The sequence below is a fragment of the Caldalkalibacillus salinus genome, from assembly GCF_016745835.1.
Taxonomy (GTDB): domain Bacteria; phylum Bacillota; class Bacilli; order Caldalkalibacillales; family JCM-10596; genus Caldalkalibacillus_A; species Caldalkalibacillus_A salinus.
Genome location: NZ_JAERVL010000001.1, coordinates 473,604 through 486,938, shown reverse-complemented (window position 1 = coordinate 486,938; position 13,335 = coordinate 473,604). Strand labels below are relative to the sequence as shown.

7 protein-coding genes are annotated in these 13,335 nt (G+C 43.3%); 4 read left to right on the top strand and 3 right to left on the bottom strand.

Annotated features, from left to right (window positions below):
* The first annotated feature begins 39 nt into the window (after nt 1–39).
* Nucleotides 40–2,199, top strand: coding sequence for an MHYT domain-containing protein (locus tag JKM87_RS02275; RefSeq protein ID WP_202077452.1), 2,160 nt, complete (start codon nt 40–42; stop codon nt 2,197–2,199).
* 346 nt (nt 2,200–2,545) lie between these two features.
* On the opposite strand, the gene JKM87_RS02270 is transcribed toward JKM87_RS02275, so the two are convergent.
* Together JKM87_RS02270 and JKM87_RS02265 are read right to left on the bottom strand one after the other, a co-directional pair.
* A complete protein-coding gene (locus tag JKM87_RS02270) occupies nt 2,546–3,589 on the bottom strand; it encodes a M14 family zinc carboxypeptidase (RefSeq protein WP_202077450.1) in 1,044 nt (347 codons plus the stop codon).
* Between the two features lie 129 nt (nt 3,590–3,718).
* Nucleotides 3,719–5,005, bottom strand: a complete 1,287-nt coding sequence (locus tag JKM87_RS02265) for a TolB family protein (RefSeq protein ID WP_202077448.1) — start codon at nt 5,003–5,005, stop codon at nt 3,719–3,721.
* A gap of 313 nt (nt 5,006–5,318) precedes the next feature.
* Here JKM87_RS02265 and JKM87_RS02260 point away from each other — a divergent pair, with 313 nt between their 5' ends.
* Nucleotides 5,319–6,872 carry an ABC-F family ATP-binding cassette domain-containing protein gene (locus JKM87_RS02260; RefSeq protein WP_202077446.1) on the top strand — a complete coding sequence of 518 codons (1,554 nt, stop codon included), beginning with the start codon at nt 5,319–5,321 and terminating at the stop codon, nt 6,870–6,872.
* A gap of 189 nt (nt 6,873–7,061) precedes the next feature.
* Here JKM87_RS02260 and JKM87_RS02255 read toward each other — a convergent pair whose 3' ends face one another.
* Nucleotides 7,062–8,690, bottom strand: a complete 1,629-nt coding sequence (locus JKM87_RS02255; protein ID WP_202078046.1) for an ABC-F family ATP-binding cassette domain-containing protein — start codon at nt 8,688–8,690, stop codon at nt 7,062–7,064.
* Nucleotides 8,691–9,079: 389 nt separating this feature from the next.
* Here JKM87_RS02255 and JKM87_RS02250 point away from each other — a divergent pair, with 389 nt between their 5' ends.
* Together JKM87_RS02250 and JKM87_RS02245 are read left to right on the top strand one after the other, a co-directional pair.
* On the top strand, nt 9,080–9,208 hold the full coding sequence (locus tag JKM87_RS02250; RefSeq protein WP_202077444.1) for a DUF2639 domain-containing protein: 129 nt from the start codon (nt 9,080–9,082) through the stop codon (nt 9,206–9,208).
* Between the two features lie 351 nt (nt 9,209–9,559).
* Nucleotides 9,560–13,276 carry a dynamin family protein gene (locus JKM87_RS02245; protein WP_202077442.1) on the top strand — a complete coding sequence of 1,239 codons (3,717 nt, stop codon included), beginning with the start codon at nt 9,560–9,562 and terminating at the stop codon, nt 13,274–13,276.
* The last annotated feature ends 59 nt before the right edge of the window (nt 13,277–13,335 follow it).

The window sequence follows — 13,335 nt, the reverse complement described above, 5'->3', positions numbered from 1 at the left end:
CCAATCGTGATATAAAGAATCGAACTAGGAGGATTGACAATGGACCAAGTCACTGGTAGTTATGACTACTCCCTTGTGCTTTTATCGTACCTTATTGCAACACTGGCCGCTTACACTGCGTTAAGTTTGATTGGTCGATTATACGTCTATCGTAATTACTTTTGGCTCATTGCCGCAGGTGTGTGCTTGGGTACAGGGGTATGGGCGATGCATTTCATCTCCATGCTCGCTTTTCATTTAGACGCCCAAGTTCAAGTAAGCTATGACCTAACCTACGTGGTTATATCTATTTTATTTGCGATCTTGTCTTCTCTCCTATCACTTTACATATGCGCTTATTCAGTTATAAATGCAAAACGTTTAGCTATCGGTGCCTTTATATTAGGTCTCGGACTCACGTTGATGCACTTTATCGGTATGCGAGCGATGCAGATAGATGCCAACATGGTCATGCATTTCTCAGCACCTTATGTATTTCTATCTTTTTTGGCTTCCTCAATCGATGCCTTGGTAGCCTTTTATCTGGCTTTTTGGCTCAGAAAGTCTCATTCGAGATTCGACACTTATAAGGTCGTGAGTGCGTTCCTTATGGGTATTGCCATTTGTGGGGTGCACTATATTGGCATGTTAGGGACAACCTTTTGGCTAGAGGAAGGACATGTCAGTAGTGAAAGTACGTATTCTATTAATACACAAATATTAGGCTTGAGTATTGCCTTAACCACATGCTTTATATTGGGGACCTTTATCCTTACGATCTTCTTTGATCGCAGGATAAAGGAGTCGCAGGAACGGTATCGTTCTCTATATCAAAATAGCCCAGAGATGATCCTTATTTTGAATCCAGTTGGAGAAGTGATTCACTCCAACCCTGCCGGCTATCGTACTCTGGGGCTTTCCAAGCATGAGATTAAAAAGAAACGTTTGGCCGACATGCTTTTGCCAGATGACTTGGCTTCATTCGAGTACTCCTTTTACCAATCCCTAAAAGGCATGTCTAGTGAGGTTAGCATTCGGGCGAAGCACACACGCGGGGATATGATTTATTTAAAAGTGACCACTTACCCTTTCATGATCGAGGAGAATTTGAAGGGGATATTCTTAATTGGTAAAGATAAAACGGCGTCCGTTAAGTCTGAAGAGGCCTTAAGAAAACTGAATGATGAACACACGCTCATACTTAATGCGATGTATGAAGGTGTATTCGGTTTGGATTTAGATCTTAACGTGACATTCTGGAATCCTGCTACTGAAAGAATGACAGGTTACAAAAAAGAGGAAGTCCTTGGACGGCGTATCCCGGAACTGATCAGACGTGACTCACAGCTGGATAACCCTTTTCAAGGGCAAGGCTCTCCTATACGCCAATCCATGGAAACGGGAAAAGTAATCCACTGTAAGGATGACCTTTTTTGGAAGAAGGACGGGTATTCCTTTCCAGTTGACTACACGTGTACGCCAATCATGAAACTGGGGATGATTGTTGGTACAGTGGTCACATTCCGAGACATAACGGAGCGCAAAGAAGCGGAGGCCTATCTGAATAAGTCAGAGAAGCTGTCTGTGGCAGGAGAACTTGCTGCCGGAATTGCACATGAGATCAGGAATCCGCTCACGGCGATTAAAGGCTTCATGACTTTGATTAGACCGACGACTGACGCTAAATACTTTGATATTATCCATTCGGAGATCAGCCGTATGGAGTTTATCGTTAGCGAATTGTTGATGCTTTCCAAGCCCCAAACGGTGAATTACAATCAGAAGGACGTTCAAAGGGTGATACAACAAGTCGTCACACTGTTGGAATCCCAAGCTAACCTGAACAATATCTTAATGACATATGAACATGAACAAGAACCGCTGTACATTATGTGCGACGAAAACCAAATTAAGCAAGTGTTTATTAATTTTATTAAAAACGCTATTGAGGCGATGCCACAAGGCGGGGAAATCAAGATCAAAGCGTATAAAGACGAGGACCAAGCTGTTGTTCAAGTCATTGACCAAGGGTCAGGTATACCGGAGGAAAAGCTTGAACGTATTGGTCAGCCATTCTACACAACGAAGGAAAAAGGGACTGGCCTTGGGCTCATGGTGAGCTTTAACATCATCGAAAATCATGATGGTCAAGTCGAGGTGAAAAGTAAAGTAAATGAAGGCACTACGTTTACGACGATATTCCCGTTATATCGAGAGTAAATGTAACCTAGACATTTTACTCGTTTTAATGCGATATTGGGAGACGTGCTTACGGCCACTCTTACTCAGGCCCTTCTTTTTATTGATACCATGAGGGGAAAGAGGGCCTTCATAAAAGGCGGAAGATAAACCCTCTAACACATCCCATTATTCCGCAAGTCTGATTTCATATAGGCACTTAAAAAAGCAGACAAAATGTTGGCCATTTTGTCTGCTTTTTATTTAGTGTGTTATTTTGTCTAGACGTAAACTGTCGAAGAACAAGATCATTTTGACACGAGAGCTTAACTTACGGATGACTTGTACTTTTTTGGTCGCTTTAGGCCGCTTAGCTTATTAACTTATGCTATTCTTCTCCTTTAGTGCCCTGATACGGTAACGTCTCCCAAAAACTTGTGTCTGCTTCTGTTATGGAATCGTCAGCAATGGCTTCTATAGCTGCCTCCATCGCCACAACCCCTTGTTGGATAATATAGCCGTTACTCTTTTGTCCTAATACGTACGGTTCATAGGAATGGTCGGACATTCCCCTCATCTCAAATAGAAGCGTCGAAATGTCGTAGTCATGTGCTAGTCCGTTACGAGCAATGGTGTTGGCTGTTCCACCACGATACTTTCCTAGCGTACCATACCCTTTCTCTTCAACAGCATCATAAACCACTGCGCCCAACTGCTTAGACATGTGAGCCACCGCTGGGTCTACCTGGGGATTCGTTGGGTAGAGAATAGAGCCTGACACGTACTCATCGTTGATGGCACTTTGCGTCCCTTGATGATGGAAATCAATCAAATAATCGATGTCATATTGTTGCAGGACTTCTTCATGTAAAGCTCTAGTTTCCGGTTGTGCTAACGAGTTGTGATCTCGATTTAAGTCTGCTTCATTCGCATTATACCGTGTCGCTTGTCCCCCACCTTCATAATGGGATATATCAAAATTGACGTCTCCTTCTGCACCGTCTACGTTAAGGCGAGGGATGAATATAACATTGACTTGCTCCTGTAGCTCCCTTACCTTTTGACTATTGGTAGACAACTGTTGAATCACGCGGAGGGCCGCCTCTGTGACTAAAGCTTCGTTACCATGCTGTTGAGTCAGGATGACAATCGTAGGTCGATCTGGATTATTCCCAAACTTGACCAGAAATAGATCCCTACCTTGAACGGATTGACCGTACGTTTCCACCGTAAGATGTTCTGCTTGCTTGTCCACTGACTCCAAAAACTGAACCATGTCCTCATAACTATGTAGGCGTTCATTCTTGATCGTCTCGTTTCCATTGTAATTCGGTCCGTTCCCTACAGCATGTACAGAAACAGCAGCAGGTACCATAACGGATGAAACTGCAAGGGCAGTGGCCGTTGCAAGACTTAACACTGTCTTTCTCATAAGTCACTCTCCCATCACTCATATTTAGATACGCTAAAGTTTCGCATCTAAATATGAGTGTATAGCAGACCAAGCGCTGATACTGTCACAGTTTGTGGCATAAAATTTATCTAACTGTTTAGGACCCCATCACTTCTTGTCGAATGCTGTATCGGACGGTTGGTATACGCTGAGTACTGTACGCCAATCCCAGCGTTCGTAATAGTTAGATCCTAAGTCGATATCATTGATCCATTTTCTCGCTTGTGATCCGTCTGAGCGGCCACGCCATACTTCTGCCGAATATCGATCACTTCTCACCCACGTTAACGTGTCTAGAGATTGAATATGTTGCGGATAAAAATCACCAAACCCTCTCATCGGTGAAGTGATTGACTGTCCTTTCTTGCGTTTGGTGTCCACCTGTACTAAGACAGGAAACGGACGTTGAGATTCATCTTCTTCCCATCTGCTTTCCTCTGCTCTAGACACCGTAATGGTACGCTCGTCTTTCCAGTCAAAGTCCCAGTCTACATCCCCCGCCGGTGTGAGATCTTTTCCTTTATTCGTCCACCAGGAAAAGGGGTGTAGGGTCAAATTTTTGTTTTGTGTCGCCATACGCCCTGTTCCTTCGATAAAGGCTAACTGATGCTTCGTCGGGCCCCATTGAAACCAGTTTTCATTGTTGAGCATATCGCCTAGCTTTAAGAGTTCTTGGCCATCAGCGGACAAAGCAAATAGTGTATTTCCGTCAGCTGAGAGAGAAGCTGTGGGTCGACCAATAAAGGCGATCCATTTCAAATCTGGCGACCATTTGAACCCACTTGTGGAAATAACAAAGTAGTCTTCAGTTTGACTCGGTAAGGTATACAGATGCGTGGTCTGATTAGCCTCCTGCTCCTGTTTTGAGACAGTGAGAAGTTCTATATCTCCCCACCCCTCATCCGTGGGGTTTGCTTCAGTTGAAACAAGAAAACCGCTCCCGTTTGGTAACCATGCATATTGACCTACACCTCTAAGTACGATGTGACCTTCCTTTCCTTCAAAAACGTCATCCATGCTCACGACTTTCAAAACGGATTGGTCTAGGTAGGCCAATTCATTCTCATGTTGAGACCAACGATAAATTGGAAAAGTCGTGTCTGCTATCTTGTATGTTACTTGTGCGTCTAAATCATAAACCCAAAGTTCACTCTTTTGATTATCAAGGACTTTCTCAAAAGCAAGCCATTGTCCGTCTGTAGACCATTGCGGATAGCGGACGTTATCACCTTCCGTTAACATTGTCTCCTGCTTCCCTATCTTCAGCCATAAATCCTGATCACGGACGAAAGCGGCTTTGAGTTCAGAATCATCACCTTTGGCTACTGCTGTTCCTAAGGGGGACAACACTTGAACAAAAAGGAACACCAAGGTGAAAAGTAATTTGTAAACCACAGGCATACACTCCTTCTTTATTTCATGATGAGAAAATCACGTCCATTTCTATATGGTGCTTTGGCTGGCTTTAGTTGGCTATATTTTCCCCTAAAGTTGTCATCTCATTCCATTAACGGCCAATGATTAAAAAACCGTTACGAGAAAGAAAGTGTGATGACTAAAAAATGGCTCACCAGCTTTTCTCCTATATGATCCCGCCCCCTATGATTATGACCCCCAATAAGTTATAATCGTTCGTGGGTCTCATTTTTACTAGAATGGGCATCGCCCTATTCCTTTACAATTTTAAAAATGAAAAGGTGTTAGATATATGAGTATTTTAACAGTAAAGAACTTAAGCCATGGGTTTGGTGACCGCGCCATTTTCAACGATGTGTCCTTCCGTCTGCTTAAGGGAGAGCATATTGGGCTCGTCGGTGCAAACGGCGAGGGCAAATCCACGTTTATGGATATTATTACGGGAAAACTTGAACCAGACGAGGGAACCATCTCTTGGTCCAAAAATGTTCGCATCGGTTACCTCGACCAGCATACCGTATTAGAAAAAGGGATGACCATTCGCGACGTTCTAAAGAGTGCCTTTCAATACCTCTATGATCTAGAAAAACGCATGAACGACATTTTTAACCAAATGGCTGAGGTTTCCCCAGAAGAAATGGAGAGCATGTTGGAAGAGACAGGCACCATTCAGGAGATGCTGACCAATAACGATTTTTATATCATTGAGGCCAAGGTTGAAGAAATCAGTCGTGGCTTGGGGATACATGAGATTGGTTTAGACCGCGATGTACAGGATCTGAGTGGCGGACAACGAACGAAAATTTTACTGGCCAAGCTCCTCTTAGAAAAGCCAGATATTCTCTTACTCGATGAGCCGACTAACTATCTTGATGAGCAGCATATTGAATGGCTGAAACGCTACCTACAGGAGTACGATAACGCCTTCATCCTCATTTCACATGACATACCTTTCTTAAATAGTGTCATTAACCTTATCTATCACATGGAGAATCAAGAGCTAAATCGCTATGTGGGGGATTACGATCAATTCCTAGAAGTGTATGAAATGAAGAAACAACAACGAGAAGCAGCGTATAAAAAGCAACAGCAGGAAATCTCTGAATTGAAGGATTTTGTTGCTCGAAACAAAGCGCGCGTGGCGACGAGAAATATGGCCATGTCGAGACAAAAAAAGCTAGATAAGATGGAGAAAATTGAACTGACGAAGGAAAAGCCGAAACCTCAGTTCCACTTTCAACCCGCACGGGCGACAGGTAAACTCGTCTTTGAAACGCAGGATCTTGTCATCGGTTATGATGAGCCACTTTCTAAGCCGCTTAACCTTCGCATGGAGCGTGGCGAAAAGATCGCCTTGACTGGTGCAAATGGTATAGGTAAAACCACTCTACTCAAGAGCATTTTAGGGCTTAACCCACCCCTCTCTGGACATGTCGAGCAAGGCGATTACCTAGAGATCGGATATTTTGAGCAAGAGCCTGCAGACACGAATCGTACGTGTATTGAGGAGGTTTGGGAGTCGTTTCCGTCATATACTCAGTTTGAGGTCAGAGCAGCCCTTGCTAAGTGCGGATTGACGACGAAGCACATCGAGAGTAAAGTCGTCGTCTTAAGTGGTGGAGAAAAAGCCAAGGTCCGACTGTGTAAATTAATGAATAAAGAAACGAACATCCTACTCTTGGATGAGCCGACAAACCATTTAGATGTGGACGCGAAAGAGGAGTTAAAACGTGCCCTTAAGGCATATAAAGGCGGGATGCTACTGATCTGCCACGAACCGGAGTTTTATCAGGACGTTGTCACTGACGTATGGAATTGCGAACATTGGACAACTAAAGTGATATAACTCGGTATAAGGGAAAGAAGGCACTCTAAAGGCGGTAGATAAGCCCTACACATCCCTTATTATCGCCTTTATGAGTCTTTTCCCTTTTTCATAGTTACGGACAGGAATTCACGCCCCTCCTTAAATCCCCAATGGCACCTTAAAAAAGAGTAAAGAGTGTCCTAGACACCCCTTACTCTTCTCAAAACTTTAAGCTGTACCCTTATACATGTCTTCTATCTTCTCTTGTAAAACTTCATCCTCAAGATATTCGTCAAAGCTCATCTCTTTATCAATCAGACCGTTTGGTGTTATTTCAATGATACGGTTAGCGATCGTTTGAACAAATTGGTGGTCATGTGAGGTGAACAGGATCGTTCCCTTATAATTGACCAACCCATTATTGAGTGACTGGATCGATTCAAGGTCAAGATGGTTCGTTGGATCATCGAATAAAAGAACATTCGCACCACTGAGCATCATCTTAGACAACATACACCGAACCTTTTCCCCACCAGATAGGACACTCGCTTTTTTCATGACCTCTTCACCAGAAAACAACATTCTACCCAGGAATCCTCGAATGAACGTATCCGTTTGATCCTCTGGAGAGTATTGGCGTAACCAATCAACAAGATTGAGGTCATTATTCTCAAAGAACGCTGAATTATCTCGTGGAAAGTACGATTGAGACGTTGTCACCCCCCACTTAAACGTGCCACTGTCCGCTTCCATCTCACCCATGAGGATTTTAAATAATGTGGTTTTGGCAATATCGTCATGTCCGACAAAAGCGATTTTATCCCCTTTGTTCACTCGAAAACTGACATTATCTAATACTTTTTCACCATCGATCGTCTTAGACAATCCTTCAACTAACAATAGATCATTCCCGACTTCACGATTCTGAGTGAAGTTAACATACGGGTATTTTCTAGATGACGGCTTGATATCGTCGAGCGTAATCTTGTCCAGTAATTTTTTACGCGACGTCGCTTGTTTTGATTTAGAAGCGTTGGCACTGAATCGTGCAATGAAATTCTGCAGTTCTTTAACCTTCTCTTCTTTTTTCTTGTTTTGCTCTTGTGCCATTTTTTGGGCCAATTGACTTGACTCATACCAGAAATCATAGTTTCCGACATAAAGTTGAATCTTACCATAATCTAAATCAGCGATATGCGTACACACTTTATTAAGAAAGTGTCTGTCGTGGGAAACGACAATCACTGTGTTCTCAAAATCAATAAGGAAATTCTCAAGCCATAGAATCGCACGTGCGTCTAAGTGGTTCGTCGGCTCATCTAGTAGTAACACGTCAGGTTGACCAAATAGCGCTTGAGCTAATAGAACCTTGACCTTTTCTGCCCCACTTAAATCAGCCATCTTTTTCGTGTGGAGTTCCTCTGGAATCCCCAGCCCTTTTAGAAGAATCGCTGCGTCTGATTCTGCTTCCCATCCGTTCATTTCAGCAAACTCAGCCTCTAATTCCCCAGCGCGTATACCGTCTTCCTCCGAAAAATCAGCCTTCATGTAGATTTCATCTTTCTCTTTCATGACTTCATATAAACGCTGATGGCCCATGATGACCGTCTGTATGACAGGATACTCTTCATATTCAAAGTGATCCTGTTTCAGGACAGCCAAACGCTCGTCCGGTCCGAGATGCACATCACCCGTTTGTGACTCGATCTCGCCAGATATTATTTTTAAAAACGTCGATTTTCCTGCGCCGTTTGCTCCTATGAGACCGTAGCAATTTCCCGGTGTGAACTTAATATTCACATCCTCGAATAGCTTTCTATCACCATATCTTAAACTCACGTTGTTAACAGTTAGCATGTGTGTCACCATTCCTCCAATACTTATAAGCATCTGAGAGCCATTATACCATTTTCACCCTGCTTACCGCTATCTTTGTTACTATATCGACACAAAGCAGGTTACCTAGTAGATTGGGAGGCCCAGCAAGCGTCGTTAGGTCACCTCATACGGAAGCTCATCTGTGACCAGCACTTGGACGTGTGCTTTGATCAAAGTTTTCATGGTATTCCCAGTGAATCACGCTGTTCCCCTTTATCTGGCTCACAACCAAAAACGACCAAAATTTTTTATAAAAAAATTTGGACTCCCCCCTTTCGTTGGACTTCTTATAGATGTTAGAATGGCACCCGGTTCCTTCATATCCCTACTATAATGAACCGAAATTTTATACAGAAAGGATGTTAACGATGTACGTTGGAACAAAAGGTTGGTACGTTGAAGAATTGAAAAAAAGAGGCATTCGTTACATTGAGCAAAAGAAAGTTGAGAAGTACAAAGCTCACATCCTAGCAAACGTCCTTGAACAAAACAAATAAATGTTAAAGGGGGATTGAGACCATCATATATTGTCGTCTATCGATCCCTCTTTTTTTGATTCGAATTGTAACCCCTTTCACCCCACAGACATATATCGCCTTCCAAGCGACAAACACATTCCCACAACCATCATTCCCCTGTCAATCCATAGCGAAATATAGGCCCTGACCACTATTTCCTAGGCAATGACGGCGCTGATGGTCTGCCATTTATCCTTCCAGCTACGTTATCCCTGCTAAGTCACCCGTTCAGTGTTATAATAATCAGAGAAATGATACAAAAATCTAATCAACTGTACGGAAAAGGTAGTGAAGGCATAGATGATTGTGACAGAGCAGACACACACTATGATGAATCAACACATCGCATTATTAACAGAGATGAAAGAGCAGATTGAAGCAAAACAGGACGCAAAAACAGCGAGTAAAGTCAATGATCTTATTTCAAAGCTTGAGGAAAACACATTAAATATTGGGTTTTGTGGTCATTTTTCCGCTGGTAAGTCCAGTATGATTAATGCTTTACTAGGAGAAGCTTTACTTCCCTCTAGTCCGATCCCGACGAGCGCTAACCTGGTCATCCTACGTCAAGGTCCGCCACAAGCGGTGATCACATTAACGGATGGGCAAACGAAGACCGTAAAACTAGAAGATATTGATCAATGGAAACACTACTATAAAGACGGTACACAGGTTAAAAAGGTCGATATCCAAACGGATCAGCCCCTCTTAGAAGAGGGTGTACAACTATTGGACACACCAGGAATTGACTCCACAGATCACCAACACCAAGCGGCAACAGAGGAAGCACTTCACCTTGCTGATTTAATCGTATTCGTCACAGATTATAACCACGTTCAGTCTGAAGGGAATTTTGAATTTCTAAAACGTTTGAAGGAGAAAGGCAAGCGTATCATTCTTGTGGTTAACCAAATCGATAAGCACCGCGACAGCGAGCTGTCGATGAACAAGTTCCAAGAGCGCATGAACGAAGGATTACGCTCTTGGGGAGTTGAAGTTGAGGCGCTCCTTCTCACATCGTTAAAAAAACCCGAACACCCATATAACCAACTCCCTGCCCTTAAAAAGGGCTTACATCGTGTTAAAAAGTTAAAATACGGACTTATCACGGATCAGATACATAAGGATATCCGTACGTTATGGAAAGAACACGGCACGTTTCTGAAAAATGAGACCCAAAAACGGTACCATGCCATGTTAAATGAATGTGAAGCACTGAAAGAGAAATGGGAATGGTCTGATAATAAAAATGCCTTAGCAGAATACAAGCATTCTGAAGCTAAAATTGCGCGCTGGACGCCAGAGTGTGAAGCAGACATCACGTCTATACTGGACAATGCCATACTCACACCCTACCAAACGATGCAGTATTTAGAGGCCTTCGTTGAGAGTCAGCAGAAGGATTTTAAGGTTGGTCTACTATTCTCCAAGAAAAAGACAGCAGAAGAGCAAGAACGTCGCCTCACACAACTTTATGACAATTTGACTGAAAATATACAGACCCAGGTCGAATGGCATGTGAAGGAAACATTAAAACAAAAGGCGCACGCTTATGATCTTTATGATGAAGGTTTTGCCGAAACATTGGCCTCCTGGCATCTCACGTATCCTAAGGAACAACTGGTTCAAAGCGTCAAGCATGACACAGTTGGCGATGATTACACGTACATCTTAGCCAAAGACATCAAGGGCCAAATCAAACAGTTATACAGACGAGGCACACGCACCTTTATTGAGGAAGGTCAAGCATTATTGGAAAAGTATCACCGGGAATCGTTTGACGCTCGACAAGCACTCATTGAAGCGCTTAAACGTATCGAGGACATCGAAAATGCATATGAAGAGGCGCAACAAAGCGTTGAACATCGTATTCAGAATGATATCGCACGTGTTGAGGAAGATTTGACAGCATTGACGACAGCGTCTAATGAAGACACTCTTACACTGCAGGACGCCCAGAAGGGTCCTCATTCTGGAGCTGTGGATCAAAGCGATTCTTCACAAAACGGGCAAGTCGCTCAAATCGCACCGTTATTCGCTGAGATGAAATCTGAACAACCTGTGAGTCACGATCAGCCTATACAACAAGTGAACGACGAGTCTCTTTCATTCAACATGTCAATACCAGAAACGAGTAACGCGAACAGCCCAACACCGGAAGACAGCAACACGACTTGGGATCAAAAATGGCATGTGGACACTGAGGTCGTCCAACACATGGCTCAGCGTTTATCTCAAGGCAGTGACATCTTATCTCAATTACCTCATATGGACGCGTGGGTGCAAGACCTTCGCTCAAGAGCCCAAAGACTAGAGGACAATCAATTCACTGTCTGCTTATTTGGTGCGTTCAGTGCGGGCAAATCCTCATTGATTAACGCTTTGTTAGGTGAAGCGTATTTACCTGTCTCCCCTCACCCCACAACGGCTGCAATTAACCAGCTTTTGCCCGCTGATGCGCATTATCCAACGGGGACAGCGGTTATTCAAATGAAGTCTGAGCAAGAGATTCGTGCCCAAGTTGACACAGCGCTAGAACGCCTGCAGCTCTCTGTTCAAGGTGATATGGTTAATAAATTAGAGCAGATTACTGAAGTCGATCCGAGTCAATTACGTGCCAGCCTAAAACCTTACTATACGTTCCTCAACGCTTGTCATAAAGGTTGGTCTGTGGCACAAGACCAGCTTGGCTCAGAACAAAAAACGGACCAAGACACCTTTAGCCAGATTGTGGCTGAGGAAACGAAAGCATGCTTTGTGTCCACCATTCGGTTGTATGTCGATCATCCGTTACTTAAGAAAGGGATGACCTTCATCGACACCCCTGGCGCAGACTCTATTTTCGCTCGTCATACGAATGTGGCCTTCGACTATGTGAAGCATGCGGACGTGATTCTTTACGTGACGTACTATAACCATGCCTTTAGTAAAGCGGATCGTCAATTTTTAGATCAGCTCGGCCGTGTCAAGGACCAATTCGCTTTAGACAAGATGTTCTTCCTGATTAACGCCGCAGACCTGGCGCAGTCTGAAGAAGAGTTATCTCTCGTCGTTGATCATGTCAAACAGGAACTGTTGAAGTCCGGTATTCGACATCCACGGACTTATCCTGTTTCAAGTTTAGACGTGCTCTATGGGCAACCGAATGAAGGCTTCCATTCCTTCATGTCCTCTTTTACTCAGTTTCTTTCTACTGATGTGGTCGATGTTCTGACCAAGAGCGCAGAGCTAGACTTACAAAAAGGGGCCCAGCTGATAGACGAGATGCTTGAGGACTTACAATCCTCTCAAGACAAAAAACAAGCGAAAATAAAGTCCGTGCAGGAAGCAGGTCAAGCCTTACAGGAAAAAGTTAAAGCAAGGGCTTACGTTTCATTCCATGAGGATGTTAATCGAGAACTGCAAGAGCATATTTACTATGTCAAACAGCGCTTGTTTCATCATTTTTCTGATCATGTGAATGAAGCGTTCCATCCTTCTGTCTTTCAGGGAAATCAAAATATGAAAAAAGTGATTGATGGGTGTCTAGAAGAACTCCGTTTTGACATCTCTTATCAATTAAAGGAGGAGCTAAAAGCCCTCACCGTAAGGATGGAAAGATATCTTAAGGATGGTCTAAAGAACATTACCCAGGAGTGGCAGCACCATCTTCAACAGCATCAATGGCACATGAGTGACCTGAACATGAGTAAGTCATTTGAGCAACCCGCTATGCCAGATCAAATTGCACAACTGACAGATAAGGAACGACAGACTTGTTATAAGCAATTTAAATCAGCAAAGCAATTCTTTGAGGGCAATGGTAAAGCAACGTTACAAGCCTACTTAGAAGAACGATTACAAGGTGTTGTCCATGAATTTTTAGAAGAAGCGCTAGCCTCTTTTCAAGCGTATTATCAAGACAAGTGGGATGAGTTAAGCGTAGAAATGAAAGAGAGGTTATCAACAGAGATTCAGACACTCATGTCAGCCAAAATCCAAGCGTTACAAGGTCACATCTCCGTGCAAGAACTGAAAAAAGCCAAGGAAGCGTATAGAAGCGTATAACCTAGCCGGTTAAACTAAGTGAGTCCAAGTGACTATAAGTGACGAGTGGTATACAAAAT

Coding starts and splice junctions, on each gene's coding strand:
- JKM87_RS02275 (WP_202077452.1), top strand. CDS start 40: ATGGACCAAGTCACTGGTAGTTATGACTACTCCCTTGTGCTTTTATCG.
- JKM87_RS02270 (WP_202077450.1), bottom strand. CDS start 3,589: ATGAGAAAGACAGTGTTAAGTCTTGCAACGGCCACTGCCCTTGCAGTT.
- JKM87_RS02260 (WP_202077446.1), top strand. CDS start 5,319: ATGAGTATTTTAACAGTAAAGAACTTAAGCCATGGGTTTGGTGACCGC.
- JKM87_RS02255 (WP_202078046.1), bottom strand. CDS start 8,690: ATGCTAACTGTTAACAACGTGAGTTTAAGATATGGTGATAGAAAGCTA.
- JKM87_RS02250 (WP_202077444.1), top strand. CDS start 9,080: ATGTACGTTGGAACAAAAGGTTGGTACGTTGAAGAATTGAAAAAAAGA.
- JKM87_RS02245 (WP_202077442.1), top strand. CDS start 9,560: ATGAATCAACACATCGCATTATTAACAGAGATGAAAGAGCAGATTGAA.